The 23,689-nt window shown below is 47.0% G+C and carries 19 protein-coding genes; 8 read left to right on the forward strand and 11 right to left on the reverse strand.

Features of this window, described 5'->3' with window-relative positions; translation table 11 throughout:
- Position 1: 1 nt before the first annotated feature.
- From C7475_RS22370 to C7475_RS22385, 4 genes are all read right to left on the reverse strand, one after another.
- Complete coding sequence (locus C7475_RS22370) at positions 2-532, reverse strand: hypothetical protein (protein ID WP_110055631.1); 531 nt, start codon at positions 530-532, stop codon at positions 2-4.
- Between the two features lie 119 nt (positions 533-651).
- Entirely contained in the window at positions 652-1,851 is a 1,200-nt protein-coding gene (locus C7475_RS22375; RefSeq protein ID WP_110055632.1) for a pyridoxal phosphate-dependent aminotransferase, read from the reverse strand.
- Positions 1,852-2,041: 190 nt separating this feature from the next.
- Positions 2,042-2,761 carry a DUF4397 domain-containing protein gene (locus C7475_RS22380; protein WP_110055633.1) on the reverse strand — a complete coding sequence of 240 codons (720 nt, stop codon included), beginning with the start codon at positions 2,759-2,761 and terminating at the stop codon, positions 2,042-2,044.
- A 43-nt stretch (positions 2,762-2,804) separates the two neighbouring features.
- Positions 2,805-4,022 carry a serine hydrolase gene (locus tag C7475_RS22385; protein ID WP_158286583.1) on the reverse strand — a complete coding sequence of 406 codons (1,218 nt, stop codon included), beginning with the start codon at positions 4,020-4,022 and terminating at the stop codon, positions 2,805-2,807.
- A 218-nt stretch (positions 4,023-4,240) separates the two neighbouring features.
- On the opposite strand from C7475_RS22385, the gene secDF reads away from it, so the two are divergent.
- Positions 4,241-7,429 (forward strand): protein translocase subunit SecDF, encoded by a 3,189-nt coding sequence (secDF, locus tag C7475_RS22390; RefSeq protein WP_110055635.1) that lies wholly within the window; start codon positions 4,241-4,243, stop codon positions 7,427-7,429.
- 344 nt (positions 7,430-7,773) lie between these two features.
- Entirely contained in the window at positions 7,774-8,313 is a 540-nt protein-coding gene (locus tag C7475_RS22395) for a hypothetical protein (RefSeq protein WP_110055636.1), read from the forward strand.
- 322 nt (positions 8,314-8,635) lie between these two features.
- Here C7475_RS22395 and C7475_RS22400 read toward each other — a convergent pair whose 3' ends face one another.
- From C7475_RS22400 to nusB, 6 genes are all read right to left on the reverse strand, one after another.
- Positions 8,636-9,751 carry a glycoside hydrolase family 5 protein gene (locus tag C7475_RS22400; protein WP_110055637.1) on the reverse strand — a complete coding sequence of 372 codons (1,116 nt, stop codon included), beginning with the start codon at positions 9,749-9,751 and terminating at the stop codon, positions 8,636-8,638.
- 82 nt (positions 9,752-9,833) lie between these two features.
- Positions 9,834-12,713: a DEAD/DEAH box helicase gene (locus tag C7475_RS22405; protein WP_110055638.1), complete on the reverse strand. Its 2,880-nt coding sequence runs from the start codon at positions 12,711-12,713 to the stop codon at positions 9,834-9,836.
- 104 nt (positions 12,714-12,817) lie between these two features.
- Entirely contained in the window at positions 12,818-13,417 is a 600-nt protein-coding gene (gene coaE, locus C7475_RS22410; protein ID WP_110055639.1) for a dephospho-CoA kinase, read from the reverse strand.
- Between the two features lie 68 nt (positions 13,418-13,485).
- The gene (gene yajC / locus C7475_RS22415; protein ID WP_110055640.1) at positions 13,486-13,842 is read right to left on the reverse strand and encodes a preprotein translocase subunit YajC; all 357 of its coding nucleotides are present in this window, start codon (positions 13,840-13,842) and stop codon (positions 13,486-13,488) included.
- A gap of 83 nt (positions 13,843-13,925) precedes the next feature.
- The gene (locus C7475_RS22420) at positions 13,926-14,369 is read right to left on the reverse strand and encodes a DUF1573 domain-containing protein (RefSeq protein ID WP_110055641.1); all 444 of its coding nucleotides are present in this window, start codon (positions 14,367-14,369) and stop codon (positions 13,926-13,928) included.
- Positions 14,370-14,397: 28 nt separating this feature from the next.
- Positions 14,398-15,327, reverse strand: a complete 930-nt coding sequence (gene nusB, locus C7475_RS22425) for a transcription antitermination factor NusB (protein WP_110055642.1) — start codon at positions 15,325-15,327, stop codon at positions 14,398-14,400.
- A gap of 262 nt (positions 15,328-15,589) precedes the next feature.
- On the opposite strand from nusB, the gene groES reads away from it, so the two are divergent.
- The 6 genes from groES (at position 15,590) to C7475_RS22455 (ending at position 23,183) form a co-directional block, all read left to right on the forward strand.
- On the forward strand, positions 15,590-15,871 hold the full coding sequence (gene groES, locus C7475_RS22430) for a co-chaperone GroES (RefSeq protein ID WP_072356767.1): 282 nt from the start codon (positions 15,590-15,592) through the stop codon (positions 15,869-15,871).
- A 58-nt stretch (positions 15,872-15,929) separates the two neighbouring features.
- Complete coding sequence (gene groL / locus C7475_RS22435) at positions 15,930-17,564, forward strand: chaperonin GroEL (RefSeq protein ID WP_110055643.1); 1,635 nt, start codon at positions 15,930-15,932, stop codon at positions 17,562-17,564.
- A gap of 106 nt (positions 17,565-17,670) precedes the next feature.
- Positions 17,671-18,174, forward strand: coding sequence for an FKBP-type peptidyl-prolyl cis-trans isomerase (locus C7475_RS22440; protein WP_158286584.1), 504 nt, complete (start codon positions 17,671-17,673; stop codon positions 18,172-18,174).
- A 64-nt stretch (positions 18,175-18,238) separates the two neighbouring features.
- A complete protein-coding gene (locus C7475_RS22445) occupies positions 18,239-18,724 on the forward strand; it encodes an FKBP-type peptidyl-prolyl cis-trans isomerase (protein ID WP_158286585.1) in 486 nt (161 codons plus the stop codon).
- A gap of 119 nt (positions 18,725-18,843) precedes the next feature.
- Positions 18,844-20,274, forward strand: coding sequence for an L-serine ammonia-lyase (locus C7475_RS22450; RefSeq protein ID WP_110055646.1), 1,431 nt, complete (start codon positions 18,844-18,846; stop codon positions 20,272-20,274).
- A gap of 101 nt (positions 20,275-20,375) precedes the next feature.
- Entirely contained in the window at positions 20,376-23,183 is a 2,808-nt protein-coding gene (locus C7475_RS22455) for a hypothetical protein (RefSeq protein WP_110055647.1), read from the forward strand.
- On the opposite strand, the gene C7475_RS22460 is transcribed toward C7475_RS22455, so the two are convergent.
- A complete protein-coding gene (locus C7475_RS22460) occupies positions 23,180-23,671 on the reverse strand; it encodes a hypothetical protein (RefSeq protein WP_110055648.1) in 492 nt (163 codons plus the stop codon). The genes C7475_RS22455 and C7475_RS22460 overlap by 4 nt on opposite strands.
- Between the last annotated feature and the right edge of the window lie 18 nt (positions 23,672-23,689).

Genomic DNA, 23,689 nt, shown 5'->3' on the forward strand with positions numbered 1-23,689 from the left:
ACTAAAATAGTCGTTTAGCTTCTGCATTTAATATCTGTGAAGTCAGTTCAGAAGGAGATGTTTCCGCCTGCAGGAATATTTCCAGTATTTGTTTGTTCAGGTCCATTGCAGTAGCATCAGGAGGTAACTGGACCGCTACCTGGTTGATGATCGTGATCGTTTGTTCCTTCAGCGTTTTTACTGCCTCCCAGGCAATCGGAGATACATAGATCTGCTGTGCAATGTTGTGCTCAAATTCAGCTTTGATCGTCTGTACCAGTCCTACCTGCATATCCACTGCTGTCAGTCCCGGCTGAAAGATACGGCCGATCAGGTTTTGCAGGTTGATACGTTCTACCAGTAATACCAGGCGCTCATAAGCCTGTAGCTGTAATGGCAGGATCGCTTTATCTGTAGCCTGCTTTGGTGTGCCTTCCGCAGGAGCAGGAGTAGCCTCCGGTTTACGGATCATGTCTTTTAAAGTCATATAAAGGATAGCCAGTACACCGGCGCCCAGTACGATAAACAGTAAAGTGCTATTTGAAATGTTCATTCAGATTGGATATTACAGGTGCAAATATATGGAAATGAATTAATATGCAAGGGTGCTGTAAAATAGAAAGCTCCGGCATATGAAGGTGCCGGAGCTTTTATTAATGATCTTATAACTTATCAGCTTAACTGAGCGAATCCTGCTCTCAGGCGTTTCATGCCTTCCTCCAGTTTCGCCATAGAAGTAGCATAAGAGAGACGGATACAGTTCGGCTGTTCAAAAGCCGCTCCTGTTACAGTAGATACGTTCACTTTATGCAGCAGGTACATACAGATATCGTCCGCATTGTTGATAACCTGTCCTTCGAACGACTTACCGAAGAAAGCACTTACATCCGGGAACATATAGAATGCGCCATCCGGCTGGATCAGTTTCAGGCCCGGGATGCTGGTCAGTTGTTCAAATACAAAAGCCCTTCTTTTTCTGAACTCGTCCACCATCGCATGTGCAGTGGTAAGATCGCCGGTGAGGGCGGTAATGGCTGCGCGTTGTGTGATAGAGCTGGTGGCAGATGTGAACTGGCTCTGAATATTATCAGCAGCTTTTGCCAGTGCCTTCGGTGCGGCCAGGTAACCCAGACGCCATCCGGTCATTGCAAAACCTTTACTGAGACCGTTGATGATGATGGTACGTTCCTGCATGCCTTCAAACTGGGCGATGCTTTCATGCTTACCAACATAGTTAATATACTCATATATCTCGTCAGCCATAATGTAGATCTGAGGGTGCTTTGCGAATACATCGGCCAGCGCCTTCAGTTCTTCCTTGCTGTATACAGAGCCGGTAGGATTACACGGAGAAGAGAACATGAACAGTTTGGTCTTCGGTGTAATAGCGGCTTCCAGCTGGGCAGGAGTGATCTTATACTTGTTTTCAATGCTGCAGGGAACGAACACCACTTCACCCTGGCAGAGCTTTACCAGTTCGGAATAGGTGACCCAATAGGGGGTAGGTATCACCACTTCATCGCCCGGATTGATGATGCTCAAAACGGTATTGGCAATGCTCTGTTTCGCACCTGTTGATACCACGATCTGTTCAGGCGTATATTCCAGCCCGTTATCGCGCTTCAGCTTATGCACTACGGCCTGGCGCAGTTCAAGATAACCAGCTACAGGTGTATAATGTGTAAAGCCCTCATCGATGGCTTTTTTTGCGGCCTCCCTGATATGGGCAGGTGTATCAAAATCAGGTTCTCCAATGCTCAGATCTACAATGTCTATACCCTGGGCTTTCAGCTCACGGCTTAATTTAGCCATCTTAATCGTTTGAGGCTCGGAGATCCTCGATAGCCTTTCGGCGAGTTCCATTTGCATCATAAACAATAACAGTTTTATAGGGTTAACTGGAGACAAACCTACAATAAATTTGTAAGTGTCATAGTATAAAAAATATAAAGCTATAATGGAAAACCCCGATGTACACGGATACACTGTAATAAAGAAGCAGCCGGGGCCAACATGAATATTGACCCCGGCTGCCCGTATATTGCTATGTGTGATTTACTGACTAATAGAGACTGTACAAAGAATTTACAGTTAATTTTTTCTTGTCGGTGAAATCTTTAGAGCCGATCAGCGTAATAGTATATACTCTACCGGAAGAGAAGCTGGCGTTTGGTGATGAATTTTCTGTCAATACAGTGCTCGTACCAGCTGCCTTCACCTTAATATTGTTAGTGTATACTGATTTGGTCAGCGGATTGAAAGCTGTCCTGAAACCACTCTGGCCTACGTAGGTACGGTTGCTGTCCACTTTTACGTCGTCGATGTAAAGGTCAACAGGACCTGCATCAGGACTTAAATGAAAGAAGCGGATATTTACAGCAGTTTCCTTTGCAGCGGAGAAGTCGTCTTTAATGCTTGTCATCTCCGGAGCTGTTGAATCGCCATAAGCAACCAGTGTATAATAGTTCAGGGAATCGTACCTGGCGGTTGTTGCTGCAAAATCAGCAGTCGCACCAACTTTCTTGAAAGAGAAGGTACGGATGCCTGCAAAAATAGGATAACCTATATAGGCAAAGCCGATGGTAAGAGGGCTGCTCTGGTTCACTTTTGTCGTGTTGTCATAAAAATCCAGATCGGAGCTGCTGAGAATGCCATTAACAATAGCTACTGCCGCCCTGTCACGTTGAGGTGTTACGTTATCAGTTTTCAAGCAGGCACTGAGGCCGGTTACCACTGTCACAAGGGCCGCTATTGCCCACACGCGAGTTTTTTTAGTTGTCATTTTTGCTATCTTTTAGTGCGAATTGATTTTGGAACTATAAAGGTTATTCAATACTCCTGGTGTAATCGAACCTGAATTTTGACAAGTCCGGGAGATGTTTTTTCCCTCGTTGCAATTCATGTTCGTAAATGATTTTGCCCAGTGCTTTCATGAATGGCTTACCTGTTTCCTCAAATTGATAATGCTCGTCGCTTAAAATACCATCCTTGTTTACATACACTGTCACCGACAACATGAATTCTACCTGGTTTGTGAAATCTGCTATATACGCGATATCGGTCAAAAAGCCATAGGCCCAGCCGGGTTTATTGAAGCTACGTATGTTCGCATGGACGTCGTTACGTTGTTCTCCTCCAAACAACACGAATTTTACGTAATTGCGGTAGAATTGTGTTGTATCATAGTGGGGATGCGCTGACTCTTCAGGTTGAGCGGACATACAGTGATATAAAAACTGGTAATCGCTATCCTTTAAACGAAAACGATCTCCTTTTGTTACAGCCTCCGGAAAAATTATCTGACGCAATATACCATGAAGGTCAGCCAGCGGCGCCCGGTTCTTCTCAGAGGCGTCCATAGGGCTGTTCACCAGTTCTTCCTTACTATTATAATAACCTTTTCCCATCAGGTCGTGCCGCGGTGAAAAGGTGAGCCGGCTGTAAGCCGCCGGTTGTGCATAAAGTACCTGGTCGCCCTTCCGGAAAATAACGGCATTGGTATGCCGGTTTTCCTCGGGGCTGATGCCCGTAACTCCCACACGATGGCGTATCTGGGTAGCAGCAAAGCCATTCTCCCACAGTCTCTTATTAAAGGTCTCCTGTCCGATGAACTCATAAAGACGGTTAAAGGCGTCATTATCGCTGACTAATAATATTTTTTTAATATATTGGCCTACTGAAGGTAATCCGTTAGCAGCGGAGCTGTCAGACGCCACGGCGGCAGTGATGTTCTCCAGGCTGTCGGTGAACATAGGGGTATTCCTGTCCAGTCCCGGAATATTGAGATCGTTCAGTTTCTCCAGGGCGAGGGCGCACGCGGCCAGTTTAACGGTGGAAGCCGGATAAAAGTACCGGCTGGTATCTGCCTTGTAATAGTGATCGGTAAAGTGAGGCCGGTTGGCCGCATCCCGGTCTATCCGCGTATAAATGATCTGTAAACCAAAGTCCTGCGAACGCTGGAATACCGGCCCGAGCTTGTCGGCATGGGCCTGTAAAAAAGTATCGAGGAAAGAGTCTTTCTGAGGATAATGGCTTGTTCCCATATTTTTATTAGTATTGCAGGCTGCAAAGAATAGCATCAACCAGAGAAAAATACAACGGCGCATAAATAAAGATTAAATTTTGGCAGGAAAGCAAGGGTTTATAAGCTGATAATCAATTATTTCTACCTTTTTCCTTTTCTACCTCTGAACGGCTTTAATATATCAATTTAAATTCTATCTTTGCAACTCTTAAAAAATTTTTATAAACCCGAAACAATATGCAACTTAAAGGACTGGTTAGATTTTTTGCCGGTGCATTGATCCTTATCTCTGTGTATTATTTGTCGTTCACGTTTTTGGTACGTAACTACGAATCGAAAGTAGCTGCGCAGGCTGCGAGTGATGTCAGTAAATCATTCCCCAGCGCTGAACAGAAATATCCTGGTGAAAATAACGCGGAGCTGCGGTCGGTTTATCAGGACACCTTGTCTGACCTCGTGAAAGAAAGAAGACAAAGGATCCTGGATAGTGCCAGCAACAAAGAAATGGCGGGTTTTCCATGGTATGTTACTTATGACAAAGCCAAAGAAAAGGAGCTGAACCTGGGTCTTGACCTCCAGGGTGGTATGAACGTAGTACTGGACGTAAGTGTGGAAGATGTGATCCGTTCATTGAGCGGCCATTCACAGGACGCGGCTTTCAGAAAAGCCCTGGACCTGGCCGTACAGCGTAAGAAATCCAGTCAGTCTGACTTCGTAACATTGTTCGGGCAGGCATATGAAGAAGTACAGCCTAACGGCCGTCTTGCTGTCATCTTTGCCAATTCATATCAACATGACATCGATTTTAATGCAAGCAACAGCAAGGTACTGGATGTGATCCGCCGTGAGGCCAACGCAGCCATCAAAAATACCTACCTGGTACTGCAGAAACGTATTGATAAATTCGGGGTTGCTTCTCCAAATATCAGCCTGGATGAAAATAAAGGTATCATCTCTGTGGAACTGGCAGGTGTTGACAATCCTGAACGTGTAAGGAAATACCTGCAGGCCAGCGCTAACCTGGAATTCCGTGAGGTGTACAGAAATGACGAACAGTTCATTTCCAACATTCTCCAGCCGATGAACGAAGCGATCAAAGCTGCCGTTGGCGGTACTACTGCCAAAGCTGCTGCTGATACTACCAAAAAAGCGGAAGACAGCACTGCTGTAGCTACAGCTGCTAAAGATTCCTCTACTACCGGTAGTCTGACCGCTATCTTAAACGACAGCACTAACAAATCCGGCAAAGCTGACTCCCTGAAGTCAGACGCTGAACGTAGGGCTGAACTGGCAAAAGCTGAACCTTTCTTCAGCATCTTCGCCCCAAGATATCACCCTCAGCAGGGCGTTGCTTACGGCCCTATCATCGGTAATATCCTTCCTTCCGATACTGCTGCCTTCAGCCGTTACCTCCAGATCCCTGCAGTAAAAAATGTACTGCCTAAAGACCTGGTATTTATATATGGTGCTGAAGACAAAGAAAATAAACGTGCTCCACTGAATGTATATGCCATCAAGGTTAATCCGATCAACCCTGCTCCTCGCGTAGGTGGTGAAAGGATCGTGGACGCTAAACAGGACTACGACCAGAGCGGCCGTCCGGAAATCTCCATGACTATGGACCCAACTGGTGCCAAAGAATGGAAAAAACTGACAGGCGAACTGGCTCCTACAGATCCTAACAACCCGGCTACCCTGAACTATGTTGCAGTTGTACTGGACAACATCGTTTACTCTGCTCCATCCATTCAGGGTGAGATCGCAGGTGGCCGTTCTTCTATCTCCGGTAGCTTTACCCTGGAAGAAGCAAATGACCTGGCAAACATCCTGAAATCAGGTAAAATGCCGGCTCCTGCCAAGATCGTTCAGGAACAGATCGTTGGACCTACCCTGGGCCAGGAATCTATCGCCGCTGGTGCTAAATCCTTCCTGATCTCTTTCATCGTGATCTTCGTCCTGATGCTGGTGTACTACAACACCGCTGGCTGGGTAGCGAATATCGCCCTGATCCTCAACCTGCTGTTCACCTTCGGTATCCTCGCTTCCCTCGGCGCTACGCTGACAATGCCTGGTATCGCCGGTCTGGTACTCACCATCGGTATGGCTGTGGATACGAACGTAATCATATTTGAACGTATTAAAGATGAACTGAGCCGCGGTAAGAGCTACCAGCAGGCAGTAGAAGACGGTTACAAACGTTCCTACGCTCCTGTACTGGATGGTCACATCACCTCCCTGCTCACGGCTATCATCCTGTTCTACTTCGGTCTTGGTCCGGTACTGGGCTTCGCTACCACTCAGATCCTCGGCTTGCTGCTGTCCCTGTTCTGTGGTATCATGGTTTCCCGTATCGTTACTGACTGGTGGACTAACAAGAAAAGACACTTCGAATACTTTACTCCGATCTCCCGTAAAATATTCAAACACGCCGCTTTCGACTTCGTAGGAAAAAGAAAATACGCTTATATCATATCATTCGTAATGATTGCTTTAGGTGCATCCTCTTTCTTCCACGGTTTCCGTCACGGTGTTGACTTCGACGGTGGTCGTAACTTCACTGTTCGTTTCGAACAGCCAATGAAGACCGACGAAGTACGTGATGAACTGGAAAAACAGTTCGGTACTGAACCTTACGTGAAAACAATCGGTACAAGCAACCAGCTGAGCATCACTACAAACTACAAGATCGACGAACAGAGCGAAGCAGTAGATAAAGAAGTAACACAGAAACTGTTCGAAGGCCTGAAGAAATTCTACGAGCCAGGACTGACTTACGAAGCATTCGCTTCTCCAAGGTTCATCGTAGCGTCTCAGACCGTGTCTCCGACCATTTCCGACGACTTACGTGCAGGTGCTGTGAAAGCGACCGTTTTATCACTGGTAGTGATCTTCCTGTACATCCTCCTGCGTTTCAGCAAATGGCAATATTCAATCGGTACGATCTTCTCCCTGTTGCATGACGTGATGGTAACTCTCGCAGTATTCTCTTACTGCCGTGATTTCGTTCCGTTCGCACTGGAAGTTGACCAGCACTTCATCGCTGCGATCCTGACCGTTATCGGCTTCTCCATGAACGATACCGTGATCGTGTTCGACCGTATCCGTGAATACTTCCGTACAGGTGTAATGAAGGGTGCAACCAGAGACCAGGTGATCAACAAAGCCATCAACGATACGCTGAGCCGTACCGTTATGACTTCCCTGACTGTGTTCCTGACCATCCTGATCCTGTTCATCTTCGGTGGTGAAGTAACCCGTGGTTTCGCCTTCGCAATGCTGATAGGTGTAGTTACCGGTACTTACTCTTCCATCTTCGTGGCAGCTCCGGTACTGGTAGACTTTGACAAGAAGAACCAGCTGTCTAACGAAAGCGAAGCGCTTCCTGTAAAAGAAACCGCTGCAGCTCCGGCTACCGCTAAGAAATAGTGTTCAACTAAAATGTTTGATAATAAAAAGCCCTTCGGTCCAACCGAGGGGCTTTTTTTATGCCTTCAATCTCCGGACCGTTTTGGTAAGTAGAAATTTACCACACACAAAATAAGCCTGCACATACATCGTCTGTCCATTCTGTAGCGTCCAGACAAGCCTTCTGTTAGCTTCATACCGGCTTATTAAAAGAATACCAAAAGGGCATTAAAAGGGTATGTATATATCAAATCGATATTGAAGTGACCTTTAGATGACCTTTTAATGACATTTTAGTAAGCTTTTACGTACCTTAGAGAAACGATACAGTAAACTTGTATTTATAACCTCAAAACGACCTTTTTATGGCCATTGTTAAAGACAATATCCTCATGCAACTGGTGCGGGGCACCCTGGGTAAGCAGATCACGATCTACGAACGGAACGGGCAGATCATTATGGCGAAGAAACGCGGTCCTTCAACGAAAAAGCCTACCCAGAAGCAGTTGGAAGCCAGACATAAAATGACCATTGCTTCGATGCGTGCGCATATCATGCTGGAAGATCCGCAGATAAAGGCCTACTACCAGTCGCTGGCAGGGCCGGGTCAAAATGCCTATAATATGGCGGTGAAGGATGCTTACCGCAGTCCCGAAGTCCAGAATATCAGGTTAGAAGAGCAGGAGGTGGTAGTGACTGCCAAAGATGAGTTCCGGGTAGCGGAAGTGGAGGTAAAGGTAATAGACGCTGACGGTGTTGTTACAGAGAGCGGGCGGGCAATTTTAGGCCGTAACGGAGTAGATTGGTATTATAAAGCAGCGGCATTGCCTGCAGGCGGTAAAGTCATTGTGGTAGCGAAAAGTCTGCCGGGGAATCGAACGTTGAAGGAATTGCTGCTCACATAAACTGTTTACGAATGGCTTCTTTCTGGTTGGTAACCTTTGCCTGCATATGTTGGAATATTCTTCATTTACCAGCCAGCGCCGATCATTTTGACATGTATTGTTTCCACGTTAAGTGGGAGCGCCTGGTTGTGGCTTGGACTTAAAGCAGCCTATTCTCTCTTCTCATCTCCTGGTTCCCTTTTAGTATACATTAGAGGCCGTTTTTGGGCCTTTTGTCCGTAAGTAGTATGTAGGGGTCTCCTGGGATGAAAAACGGCTTACGGAGCTTAAAAACCATCTTCCTCCGGCATTGCCAGAGGAAGATTAAAGTCGAACAGGATCTTTAGTCCCTCGTCAACAGTTTTATCAGCTTATCATCCGGATCGCCATTAGGGTCAATAATGCCGAAATCGCCCTTATAATCCCAGATAGTCCAGGCAATGTGGTTCTTCTCCAGGGCCTTTTTCACGTCCTTGTACCAATGCAACCTGTCTTTGCGGTATACCGTGTTCAGACATCCCCATTCCCCGCAGTAGAGCGGCAATTTAAGTTTCTGGGCCACCTTCACTGCAGTCATCATCTGCTGTTCAATGACGTCATCATCGTATTCTTCCGAGCTGCCTGCCAGCAGGTTCCGGATGGTAGCCGGTTGCTGCGCGATCTCTTTGGTAGTGATCGTAGCGCCGGGATAGTGTACCGGGCCGGAATAGTCCTTATGAGCTGTCCAGCTGGCTTTATAGTGCGTAAAGTAGAACGGATTGTAATAGTGGAAACTGAGGATGATCTTTTTATCGCCTGCAGGTACTTTCAGCTGTGGAAAGGTGCTGTAAGACTGATAACGATTGCTGCCGATAATAACGACGCGTTTAGGCTCCAGCTCTCTGATGAGGGCAATGCCTTTGGCCGCCAGTTCGTTCCATTGGGCGGCACTGTCGGCTACGGGTTCATTCAGTAGTTCATAAGCTACCAGGTCGGACGGATATTTTTTCAGCTCCCCACTCAGTTCCCGCCAGCATTGCAGGAAACGTTCCTGTGCGGCAGATTGCTCCCAGAGCGCTCTGCTCTTGGCATTGAAGTGATGGCTGCGAAGAATATGCAGGTCTACGATCGCACGCAGCTTGTATTGTTTGCACCAGCCGATCGCTTTATGTAAAAGCACAAAGGCGTCTTTGTATTTTTCTTCCTTGTAATCCCACAGTTCGGCTTCCTCTACCGGAATGCGGATATGGTCGAATCCTTTTTCCGCCAGCAGGGCCACGTCTTTTTCTGTGAAGTAGTCAACCTGGGCCACACTGCGCCGGCCGCCTGGCTGCGACAACCAGTGACTGATGTTCACACCGCGTCGGATATTAAATCCCTCAGGCATCCTGGGGGCGTCCTGTGCACTTACAATGGCCGGCGATGCAGCCAGTACAAAGATGACAAATGTAACAACCAGTGATTTGTAGATATTTCCCATAGCGCAAATATTCGAAAATTCGTGTATAAGGCAAAGTGCCTTCGCCAGACGCGGACCGTCTTTGGCTGAAACGGCACAGTTGTTAGCTGAACAGAAATGCAACGTCCTCTTCGGTCAGCTTTTTCACAAAGCCAGTGTCTTCGCTTATCAGATCGTCGGCAATCATTTTCTTCCTTTCCTGCAATGCGAGGATCTTTTCTTCCACACTGTCTTTACAGATCATTTTGTAGGCAAAGACCTTGTTCTGCTGACCGATACGGTGCGTCCGGTCTATTGCCTGCTGTTCTGCCGCCGGGTTCCACCACGGATCTACGAGATATACATAATCGGCGGCAGTGAGTGTCAGACCGACTCCACCAGCTTTCAGACTAATGAGGAATACCCTTACCTTTTCATCTTCCTGGAACTGGTTTACCAGCTGCTGACGATGTTCCGCTTTGGTACTGCCATCCAGGTAAAGGAAGGGGAGCCCTTCACTTTCCATAGACTTTGCAATGAGCTGCAGCATACCAGTAAACTGTGAAAAGACCAGTACTTTATGTGTACCGGTGTTCTCACTGATCTCGCGCATTAATTCATCCAGTTTGACGGAGCTGGTCACATGGGCTTCCTCCGCAACCAGTTGTGGCGCATTACATACCTGTCGCAGGCGGGTCAGGCCTTCCAGCACATAGATGGTACTGGCGGCAATGCCCTGCTCATTGATCCGCTGCATCAGCTTCTCCTTATACAGGTCGCGGATGCGGTTGTACGCCTTCCGTTGCTCTTCGCCCATCTCGCACCACATAATGATCTCTGTCTTATCAGGCAAATCCTGTGCTATTTGTTCTTTGGTACGCCGCAACAGGAAGGGATATATCAGTTTGCGCAGGCGGCCGGCCTTTTCAGCATCGGCATACTTGTCAATAGGCATGGCAAACTCTGAGCGGAAAAAAGCCTGGTTACCCAATAACCCCGGATTGGCAAAGTTCATCTGTGCATAGAGGTCCATGGTATTGTTCTGGATGGGTGTACCGCTCAGGATCAGCCGGTTACGGCATTGCAATACCTGCAATGCCTTCGTGGTCTGGGAAGATGGATTTTTGATCACCTGGCTTTCGTCCAGCACCGCATATCCGAATACGTGTGTGGTGAAAACGGCGGTATCGCTACGCACCGTACCATAACTTGTAATGACCAGTTGCTGCTGTTTCCAGTGCGCTGCATCATATTGCCTGTTACCACCGTGATACACAGTGTAGCGCAGGCCGGGGGCAAATTTCTGCAATTCGGCCTGCCAGTTATAGATCAGGGAAGTGGGGCACACTACGAGGTGAGTTTCCCCTGGGTATTTCTCACAAAGATGTTGCAGGAAGGTGATGGTCTGGAGGGTCTTGCCAAGACCCATATCATCTGCCAGGCAACCACCCCAGCGCATAACGTCCAGGAGGCACATCCACTCAAAACCTGCCTGCTGGTAGGTCCGGAGCTGTGCTTGTATAGCACTCGGTACGGGGAAACGCTCGGCAGCTTGTGCCTGCAAGCGCTGTAACTGCTGCATGGTATTTTCCTTCACCACGGTGCCTTGTGCTTCCAGCATCTCCTGGGCTACAGTAAAATGAAGACGTGACAGTTTTAGTTTGTCTTTATTTACCTGCCCCAGTTTCCAGAGCATATCGTATTTATGTAACCACTCGTCGGGAATGACGCCGATGGTACCGTCTTTCAGTAGTAAGTGGGGCTGCTTGTGCAACAGTGCCTTTTGCAGATCTGTCAGTGCCACGGGGATGTCGCCGTAGCGGATGTCTATTTCCAGATCGAATGTATCCTTGTCGTCTCCATGCCAGCGAACGTCCATCACAGGCACATTGGTATTGTATCTGAAGTGCTGCAGCTGGTCCATCCCATATACACCGATGTTCCTGTCTGTCAGCTTGCGATAGCACTTCACCAGCCACTGGCTCTTCTCTGCATCCGCAAAAGGCAGATAGAAATAGCCGTTCCGTTGCTGTGCAAAACGTGGATGCAGCGTGCGTATGAAGGCGATCAGTTCCTTTTCTGCTTCCATATGCCTTCTGATCTCATACTGGATATCTCCTTCAGCTTTCAGTACTACGGGATCGCTGGTATCTTCGATTGAAAAGCCGCCGTACTGCCACTGTGGCGTTAGTACGAGGAAGGACTTATTCAGTTCACTCAGCCAGATATTACATTCCGGCGGAGTGTCTATCACTTCTTTCTGCAGCAGGATACTCTTATTGACATTGTATTGTTCACTGAGTGCAGGCAGTGTATGTTCAATAAAAGCGGCTTCTTCATGCGCCGGAACATCCTTAAAACCACCGGGAAATTGTTCCAATGTGGTGGCGGCAGCAGGAGGGAGGATGAACAGTTCTCCGCGGCTCCGCAGTACAAAACCATAGTGCTCAAAGTCGGAAAGAGGAAAGGCCTGACCGTTGATAGTAACAAGTGCAACTACCCGCAAAGCGCCGGTGGTAGAACGTTTCAGTTCGAAGGAGAGTACAGGTGGAAAATTATTTACAGTAGCCGGTCGTGTATGTTTAAGCAGCATACTGTCGTCCGTGATCATGGTATACCAGGGTAATACCGGCGTCAGTGGCCGCAATTGCTGAAGGGTATGATAGAGGTATTGCTGCATGCCTTCCTGCACAAATTGGTGCTGGGTAAGCGATTTCACGGGAGCGTCCCGGAACTTCTCCTTTAACTGAAGCTCTTTATAAACCATCGATTCCTGCGTGCAGGGTTGTAACAGGTGTTGCACACCGGCAGGCAGGGTATTGAAGATGGACAATGATTTTTTATCGTTCAGTGGCATACGCTGGCAGGTACGCCCGCCTGCATCTTCTTTGAGTATGCCTGCACTGATCTTTACCGGGGTAGGATGATTAGACTGTAATTCCAGCAGGAGTACAGGCGTTGGTTTATTTTTGTTGTTACCGCCTTGCGTTATGGTTTTACTCATCTCTTGTAATTCAGGTTCATCAACAAGGACAAAGATAACCTTCTGAAAAAGGTTAAAGCAATGGACAATGCTGGAATAATATTGTTCCTTTTATGGTTACCGGTTCATGGTCTTTCAGCCGCCAGCAGCAACAGTTGTTCGTGTAATGTCAGCACCTGGGGAATGACCATTTGCTGATCATCGTTACGGATCACATAATCGCACAGCCTCATTTTGATGGTATCGTCGATCTGTTTGTGCATACGTGCAAGTACGTCGTTACGGCTGATATTATCCCGTTTCATCACCCTTAAAATACGCACTGGCTGGGGCGCGGAAACGCCTATGCATTTATCCAGGTATTGAAATGAGCCGGATTCGAAGAGAAGAGCGGCTTCCTTCAGTACATAGGGAGTAGTCTGTTTGTCAGCCCATTCGTCGCTGTGGCGGATGGTGGCAGGGTGTACGAGGGAGTTGAGTAGCTCCAGTTTATCCTTATCATTAAAAACGATCTTTCCCAACGCCGCTCTGTCAAGCACATTCGTGTTGCTGTACATGTGTTCACCGAAATGAGCTTTTACCTGTTGTATCAGGAGCTCATCGGTTTGCATGATCGTTTTTGCAGCATCATCGGCATAATATACCGGAACGCCGAGTAATTCGAATACCCGGGCCACTGTCGTTTTGCCTGATCCTATGCCGCCTGTAATACCAACTTTTAACATACGTCCAAATTCCAAAAAAAATCCCAAACTCCGTAAGGAATTTGGGATGTGTTATCTGAAGATAACAATTATTTTGCTGGTGTTGCAGCTGCTTTCTGTTGTGCAGTAGTGTATTCCATGCTGATCGCGGAACGCTCGATAGTTAAGTAAGTACCAGCGCTCACCTCGATCTTGAGGGTACCATCGTCATTGATTTTTTTCACAGTGCCGTGAATACCTGCAATGGTAACCACTTTGTCGCCTTCACGCAGATTGCTGATGAAGTCTTTCTGCATTTTTGCTTTTTTAGTCTGAGGGCGGATCATAAATAACCACATTACCAGGATCATACCACCAATAAATATGAATTGGAAGCCACCGGCGCCACCTTGACCACCTGGAGCACCACCACCCATCAGTAAAACGTTCAGCATGTTAGTGTACATCGTATTAAGTTGTATTTGTTGTTTAGTTGTTCTTGTTTCTAATTATTCCTGCCTCAATATCTATACCGGTCTGTATGTCGGTCTTAGCTTTGTTTCAGGATGGTACACTGGATCTTAGGTCCCTGTACCTGGTCAGGTTTCGTATTGGCCCTGATAACGATCTCTTTCTCGGTATATCCCTCTTTTCCTGCACTGTTGAAAACTACTTTCATGTAGCTGCTTTTACCCGGTTTGATAGGCTCTTTAGGCCATTCAGGCACCGTACAACCGCAGCTGGAGGTAGCGTCTGTTATGAGCAGGTCCCTGTCTCCCGTATTGGTAAATTTGAAAGAGTATTCCACTTTTTCACCTTCCGTGATGTTCCCGAAATTATGGACCATTTCATCAAAGGAGATCACTGGGGTGCCTGTAGCGGTATCAGATGCAGCGGTAGTGGCTGTTTCCTGGCCACCGGTCTTGCCGGCGTTTGAATTACAGGCGCCTGCTAACAGGCTTCCGGCAATCAGGTAAAAGAATATCTTTTTCATAATTATTAAGGGTTCTACCCAAAAATAGCTATTTTTTTGTACGGTCTACCTTCTTTATCTGATTAGCCTGATCCAGGTCTTTCAGGATGTTATCAAGAATACCATTTACAAACTGTCCGCTCTGGGGAGTGCTGTAAGCTTTCGCCAGGTCGATATATTCATTGATTGTCACCTTAGTAGGGATGGTCGGGAAGTAGAGGAACTCGCAAACGCCCATCTCCATCAGCAGCATATCCACTGCGGCGATACGTTCCGGGTCCCAGTTCTGTAATTTAGGCTTGATAAGTTCCAGACAGTATTCTTTCTTGTCAATTACGGTAAGGAGCAGTTCGCGTGCATATTCCAGTTTCTCCTTGCTGATCAGCTGGAGGAAGTTGAACAGGTGCGGCTTGTGCATGTAATTGGCAACCAGGAGGTCCATCATTTCTGCGTCATCGCCCCAATGGAGGAAAGTATCTTCCATGTGCTGAAGGAACAGTTCGTTCTTGGAAAGGACCTCTTTGTAGAGATATTCCATGATCTCCTTCTCACCGGCTTTGGTACGGGAAGGTTCCTTTATATAATTCTGATAGATCTCTGTAGCTGTGAGCGTATTATAGAGTTTACGCATCAGGTCCGGCTCGGGAAGGTGTTTGAGTTTCCACTGTTCCAGGTTTACCTGGAAGCCTTTATCATTGATTATCTGGAAAATGAATTCATTTCCGGCGATCTTGGTATTCACCTGCAGGTCGGCCGCTGAGGGAAGATGTTTGGAAGCACGTGTCTGCGCATCGATCTCGGCATACTGTGCTACCTGGGACAGGCAGTATAATAGGTATGTAAAGATCTGACTGGTCTGGTCCAGTTTCTCGTTCAGTAAACTGGTAGCCGTGCCCGGCTTGACGGTACCCTCTTCCATCGTTTCCAGTGCATAAAGGGTCTGCATGACCTTCACCCGGATATTTCTTCTGCTAATCATCTTATAATCAAGAACTGTATGAGGGCGCAAAGCTATGGGAAAATTAGGGAATTTGGAATTCTTAATTCCTAATTCCTATATTACAGCTGATTCTGTCATGTTTTTTCTGAAAAAATGGCATTTTTGTCAGTGTGCCTGATAAGTCTATCTTTGGTGACTGAAAATTTGACCAGATTTGACGTGAAAAGTGCCTTGGCACAATTATCGAGGTGCCAAGATCACTAATAAATCTTCATCTTACCTTTTTAAAAAGTATAACTATATGGCAAAAGATTTAAGTATTAAACCCTTAGCTGACAGGGTGATCGTGAAACCCGCAGCCGCAGAAGAGAAAACAGCTGGTGGTATCATCATCCCTGATACCGCAAAAGAAAAACCACAAAGAGGTACTGTAGTAGCTGCCGGTCCTGGTAAGAAAGATGAGCCGGTGACAGTAAAGGTAGGCGACACTGTATTGTATGGTAAATACTCCGGTACAGAGATCAGCATCGAAGGCGGCGATTACTTAATCATGCGTGAATCTGACATTTTAGCGATTGTTTAATCAAACACGTTGATTTACAGGTAAACCAAAACAAAAATTTAAAAAACACAAGCTAATTATGGCAAAGCAGATATTTTTTAGCACTGATGCCCGCAATAAGATGAAGAAGGGCGTGGACACCCTGGCAGACGCAGTGAAAGTGACCCTGGGTCCTAAAGGTCGTAACGTTGTTATCGAGAAAAAATTCGGCGCTCCTAGTTTAACTAAAGACGGTGTGAGTGTTGCTAAAGAAATCGAACTGGAAGATCCGATCGAGAATATGGGTGCTCAGATGGTGAAGGAAGTTGCTTCCAAAACCGCTGACATCGCAGGTGACGGTACCACTACCGCAACTGTACTGGCACAGTCTATCATCGGCGAAGGACTGAAAAACGTTGCTGCCGGTGCAAACCCAATGGACCTGAAACGTGGTATCGACAAAGCTGTTAAAGCGATCGTTGATAACCTGGCTAAACAGGCAGAAAAAGTTGGTAGCGATAACAAAAAGATCGAACAGGTTGCTGCTATCTCCGCTAACAACGACGCAGAGATCGGTAAACTGATCGCTGAAGCAATGAACAAAGTAACCAAAGATGGTGTGATCACCGTTGAAGAAGCAAAAGGCACCGATACTACTGTAGAAGTAGTAGAAGGTATGCAGTTTGACCGTGGTTACCTGTCTCCATACTTCATCACCAACAGCGAAAAAATGCACGCTGAACTGCAGAACCCTTACATCCTGATCTACGATAAAAAGATCAGCACCCTGAAGGATATCCTGCACATCCTGGAAAAGATCGTTCAGAACGGCCAGCAGCTGCTGATCATCTCTGAAGATCTGGAAGGTGAAGCACTGGCTACCCTGGTAGTGAACAAACTGCGTGGTCAGCTGAAAGTTGCTGCAGTTAAAGCTCCGGGCTTTGGCGACAGAAGAAAAGAAATGCTGCAGGACATCGCAACCCTGACCGGTGGCGTTGTGATCAGCGAAGAACAAGGTTACAAACTGGAAAATGCTGACCTGACTTACCTGGGCCGTGCTGAATCCGTAACTATCGATAAAGACAATACTACCGTTGTTGGTGGTAAAGGCGAAAAAGACGCTATCCAGGCTCGTATCAACCAGATCAAAGCCCAGATAGAAGTTACAACTTCCGACTACGATCGCGAAAAACTGCAGGAACGTCTTGCTAAACTGAGCGGTGGTGTTGCTGTACTGTACGTAGGTGCTGCTACCGAAGTGGAAATGAAAGAGAAGAAAGACCGTGTTGACGATGCCCTGCACGCAACCCGCGCTGCTGTTGAAGAAGGTATCGTACCAGGTGGTGGTGTTGCTTACATCCGCGCTATCGAAAGCCTCGACAAACTGAAAGGTGAGAACGAAGATGAGCAGACCGGTATCGCTATCGTTAAACGCGCTATCGAAGAGCCACTGCGTCAGATCACTGCTAACGCAGGTATCGAAGGTTCTATCGTAGTTCAGAAAGTGAAAGAAGGTAAAGGTGATTTCGGTTTCAACGCCCGTACTGAGGTGTATGAAAACCTGCTGGCAGCTGGCGTTATCGACCCTGCTAAGGTTACCCGTATCGCACTGGAAAACGCTTCTTCTATCGCAGGTATGCTGCTGACCACCGAGTGTGTGATCGCAGACAAACCAGAACCTAAATCCGCTGCTCCAGCTCCGCATGGTGGTCACGGTATGGGTATGGACTATTAATATAGTATCCAAAAATATAAGTGAAAGGGTGTTCGCCTCCGGCGAATACCCTTTTCTTTTTATCGGCTTTCCTGTAACTTTAGATCCCTTTGTCCGTTATAACTGTATGAACGCCTTTTTACGCGCCGCTTTCTGTTTTTTATTGCCAGTATTCCTGCTGACGGCTTGTTCTAAAGATGAATATTCCGGCGCAGGCGTATACACTGATGTAGAGAAAACAATGATGGAACAGGATATCCTGATCCAGAAATATATTCAGGACCATAATCTTAACATGGAACGTGACATCAGCGGCCTCTATTTCAATATAGAAGCTCCTGGGAGCGATAGCGCTCACATGACGCTCAATTCCGTTCCAACTGTCATTTACACCCGCGCTAATCTGAGAGACTCTGTGTTCGACGCATCTTTCGGATCTACCAATTTTGACGGCCGTGCACTGAAAGACCATATCATCGGCTGGCAGATCGGATTGCAGAAAATAGGCAAGGGTGGCAAAATATTTATGATCATTCCTTCACCACTCGCTTTTGGCAATATTGCCGTTGGCAATATTATCCCTGCTAACACCGTTCTGGTATGCGACGTTGAATTAGTTGATTTTAAATGAGTTTCCTTCTGTATTTAATCACTGACTATTATAAAAACTTGAGCATTTCATGAAAAGATTAAGCATGAGAAATTTTTTACTGCTGGGCGCAGTACTGATGATGGGTTTGTTTGCCGCGTGCAGTAAAGATGGCGACGTTTACGATCCCGTTCCGCAGTTCAACAAGGAAATTGATTCCATCAAGGCATATCTGAAGGCTAACAACCTGACAGCTGTTCAGGATACCGTTTCCGGTATTTTCTATAGCATTAGCGCTCCTGGAAATGGCAAAGACAGCGTTAAAAGAACTGATACCAAAGTGAAGACCTTGTACAAAGGACAACTGCTGAATGGTGTTGTATTTGATTCAACCTCTACCACTCCGGCAGAATTCACAGCAGGAAATGTAATTGTAGGCTTCCAGTTCGCTTTGACAAAGATCACTAAAGGCGGTAAGATCCGTGTGTATTTCCCTTCCTATTACGGATATGGAACACAGGCCAAAGAGAAAATACCGGCTAACTCTTCACTGATTTTCGATGTTGAATTAGTGGATGTAGTCAATCCATAGTATTGTACTTTACACTTCATAAAGTCCCGTTCTGATCAGTTCAGGCGGGACTTGTTATTTACCTCATGTGTGGATTTTTGGATATGTGGAATGCCTTACATTTGCTCAAATTCTAAGTAGTGGCACACGAATGCATTTCGGTATTTGATATCTTTAAGATAGGCGTAGGTCCTTCCAGCTCACACACGTTAGGCCCATGGCGGGCTGCCCTCCAGTTCCTGCGGGAAGTGCAGGCCACAGGGCGAAAGCTCACTTCAGTTAAACAAGTCAGCGTTTTATTATATGGCTCTCTTGCCAAAACCGGGCACGGCCACGGTACGGATATCGCGGTACAGTTAGGACTTTGCGGAGATGATCCTGTAACCTTCGATGTCAATCAGATCAATAGTAAAATGGATGACATCCGCCGTAATAAAACCATGTTGCTCGGAGGTGACCACGCTATTTCTTTTGATCCCCTGCAGGATATCTCTTTCCTGTATGATGAATCATTACCTTTCCACCCGAACGCACTTACCTTCCTGGTGACCTTTGATGATGGCGAACAGCAGGCTGCAACGTACTACTCTATCGGTGGCGGCTTTGTTGTAAAAGAAGGAGAGGGTGCAGGCAGCGCTTCGCAGGTGGACCTGCCATTCCCGATAGATACTGCCAGACAGCTCTTACAGTGGTGTATCAAAACCGGTTATTCCATTTCAGAACTGGTCATGGAAAATGAACAGGCCTGGCGTCCCGAAGCTGACACCAAAGCTGGTGTTATGAATATCTGGCGCGTGATGAAAGAATGTATCTACCGCGGTTGCCATACATCAGGAGAATTACCCGGCGGGCTTCGCGTAGCAAGGCGCGCCGCTGCTTTGAACAAGAAACTATTAAAAGGAAATACTTATACTGATTACGATTCATGGATCAGCGCCATCAGGCAGGGTGGAAACCATTTTGCCTATACGCTGGACTGGGTAAGCTGTTTTGCGCTGGCCGTAAATGAGGAGAATGCCTCTTTCGGCAGAGTAGTTACTGCACCTACCAATGGTGCCGCAGGCGTGATACCTGCTGTATTACAGTACTTCATCACCTTCTGCGACGGCTACCATGATGAAAAGATCCTGCAGTTCATATTGACCGCTTCAGAGATCGGCAGCATCTTCAAAAAACGCTCTACTATCTCAGCGGCTATGGGTGGTTGTCAGGCGGAAATAGGCGTATCTTCCGCAATGGCGGCAGCCGCACTTACTGAGTGCCTCGGTGGTTCACAGCGCCAGGTACTGATGGCTGCAGAAATTGCTATGGAACACCACCTCGGCCTTACCTGCGATCCTATTGGCGGACTGGTACAGGTGCCATGTATCGAAAGGAACACAATGGGGGCTATCAAGGCTATTACTGCTTCCCAGCTGGCACTCCAGAGTAACCCGGAACTGGCAAAGGTTTCCCTCGATGCAGTAGTAAAAACCATGTGGGACACTGCACTCGATATGAACAGCAAATACAAAGAAACATCAGACGGCGGTCTTGCCGTAAACATACCTATCAGCCTGCCCGAATGCTGATACCGGCCAATGCTGCATACAACAAAGAAGTACACCTTCCTTGTTGTATGCAGCATTCTGCATTATTTACGTATATTGTTTGATTATACCTGCAATTGATTATGAGAACTTTTGCGTTCCTACTGCTACTAGTAATCCCTTCTACCGCACTGGCTCAAACATTCGGTGGTAATCCTCCTTCCCTGAAATGGCGTCAGATCAATAGCGACACCGCACGTATCATATTTCCTGCAGGACTGGAGAAACAGGGCCAACGGGTAGCAGATCTCGTACATTACATAGACAGACATACCCGCTATTCTATCGGGGACAGAAATAAAAAAGTCAGTATCGTATTGCAGAATCAGACGCTGCAATCCAACGGCTACGTGCAGCTTGGCCCGTTCCGTTCAGAGTTTTACCTCACACCGCCGCCTAACTCCTCCGACCTCGGATCACTGAAATGGGAAGACCAGCTGGCCATACATGAATACCGGCACGTATTGCAGAACCGCAACTTCAATCAGGGCGTGTCTAAAGTAGTGTCCTATGTATTGGGTGAGATGGGGCTGGCTGCAGCTACCAGCATCGCAGTACCTAATTGGTTCTGGGAAGGTGACGCCGTTACAATGGAAACAGCGTTAAGCTCACAGGGGAGGGGCAGGCTGCCTGCCTTCTTTGATGGCTTCAGGGCTTTGTCGCTGGAGCACAAGGACTACAGTTATATGAAGATCAGAAATGGTTCTTATGTTGACTTCACACCCAATCATTATCCGTTAGGATATCTTATGAGCATGTATGGCCGTGAACATTACGGCCGCACGTTCTGGAAAGATGTGACCACTGATGCGGTACGCTACCGCGGATTATTCTATGCATTTTCCCAAAGCCTGAAAAAACGTACAGGGCATAATGTAACAGGGTTCTACAGGGCTATGCTGCAGGAATATCAGCCTTTATGGAATAGCTATGCGACGCAGGACAGCAAGCCAGGTAAAGCCTTGCTGGAAGCGCCGCATACCGTTACCAACTATAAATACATTTACCCTGTGAAACCAGGGGAATGGATCGTTTATAAAGATGCATATAACCGCGTGGCAGGATTCTATCTGCTGGACAGCACTGGTAAACAGCAACTGGTAACACGTCCCGGGATGAACTTCGACGATTATTTCAGCTACCGCAATGGCAGGCTGGTATGGACCGAAGCACGTTTCCATCCGCGCTGGTCCTGGAAAGATTATTCTGTCGTGAAGACCTACGATATGACCACAGGTCATACCCGTACACTAACACACACTTCACGTTATTTCTCTCCTGATATTACCACAGATGGTAAAAAGATCATCGTGGCAGTAACACTGCCTTCACAACAATACGGTCTGCAATTGCTGGACGGAGAGACTGGCGCCGTAATAGAAACACTGCCTAATCCGAATAACTGGTATTATACTTATCCGAAGTTCTCTGCCGATGAACAATGGGTGATCAGTAACGTACGTAACGACCGCGGACAAATGGCCATGGTACGCCAGTCACTGGCTACAGGTACAACAGAGCAACTGACAGCGTTTGGCGATATCGTACTGGGCATCCCTCTGGTACGCCGCGACACAGTGTATTACACGGCGGCGTATAAGGACGCCGATAATCTGTTTGCACTGACATTACCCGATAAAAAGATCTACCAGGTAACAGCACATGCCAACAGCGTAGTGCATGCCGCTATCGATAATAGCTCACAGCAGGTCGTATACAGTGCCTTTGGTACTAAAGGATGTGCCTTATATGCTACGCCACTATCGCCGGAGAACTGGCAGCAGATAGAAACGGGCAGGAGCTACCATAGTGCCTGGCTGAAACCCGATTTCCAGGAGGGCGGCAACATCCTGGATAAAGTGCCGCATGAGCAGTACGACATCAGAAAATATCCGAAAGGAACGCGCCTGCTTAATTTTCACAGCTGGTTGCCCACTTTCGATGATCCTGATTATAGCCTGACCTTATACGGAAATAACATCCTGAATACAGCGTCTACAGCCTTGGGGTACACCTATAACCGTAATGAAGGTAGCTCCGGATTTACAGGCGATTTCATTTATGGTGCTTTGTTCCCATACCTCCAGGCAGGGGCAAAATACACCTTCAACCGCTCGGACGTTTTTTCAGGAAAAGGACGTTTGTACTGGAAAGAAATGGACCTCCACGGAGGCTTTACTATACCGCTGAATCTCTCATCTGGTCTATATAGCCGCAGCTTGTCGTTGTCTTCCATGTATCATTACCTGGAAAGATATCCGCAGGGAAATTTCCGGTTCACCAATCCATCGATACAATATATTGGCAACACACTGGTGTTCAATAACCAGCGTATCAGGGCAAGACAGAACATCTATTCTCACTTCGGACAATATGTTGCGTTGCAGTACAATCGCTCGCTGACAAACGTTTTTGCAGAACAGCTTTTTGCACGGGCAGACTTATACCTGCCAGGTCTGTCGGCCAATCACAGCCTGGTATTACAGGCGGCATGGCAGCAGCGGGATACGTCCAGGAATTATTCTTTTACAGATAATTTCGCTTATGCAAGAGGATACAACGAACCATTCTATGAGCATATCTATAAACTGGGTGTGAACTATCATTTCCCGATAGCATATCCTGATTGGGGTTTTGCGCAGTTGTTATATTTTATGCGCATCCGTGGTAATGTATTCTACGATTACAGCAGGTCTTATAACTTTATCAGTAAGGTGAATACACAGTACAGGTCAGCAGGCGGTGAGCTATTCTTTGATACCAAGATAGGCAATGTGCTCCCTTTCACCTTCGGTCTGCGTTACAGCCATCTCTTTGATAAAGATCCGCTGGATAATGCATCTCAAAGGTTCGCATTTATTCTGCCATTGCAGCAGCTGTTTAATTACTAACGAACGTTGAATTTTAATTTAGGAGCTCTATACTGTTTGTCTCCTGTGTAGTTAATGATGATATTATCGAAGTAAAACACCTCATTCCTTTCCAGCATCTCTTTGATACGCTCTACCCACAGAGAGGGAAGCTTGTCGCCTTTAAAGGAATCGCCTACCATTTCTGAGTAGAAGCCGGGTTTACCGGTGGTATCGTTCAGGTAAGGTTCTTTTCTTTCATAGGTGAAGTCGAAGGACACCACAGGATATTTGTTATTCTTTTCGTCCCTTACCACGAGAGGAGAATCCAGCAGTTTTATGACTTCCGGGCGGGGGAGGGAATCACTCAGGAAAATGCCCCAGGTGCTTCTGAACCGGAGAGTGGTGGTTTTGGCAGATGCAGCAGCAGGTTTTTTAGCAGCAGGAGCTTTCGGTTTGCCAGTCTGGGCCAATGCCGGCAGGCTGATAAACAGCAACAGGATACCCGATATCAAATAACATTTACGCATAGTACAATAAGGGATATA

The sequence above is a fragment of the Chitinophaga sp. S165 genome, assembly GCF_003182155.1.
Classification (GTDB): Bacteria; Bacteroidota; Bacteroidia; order Chitinophagales; family Chitinophagaceae; genus Chitinophaga.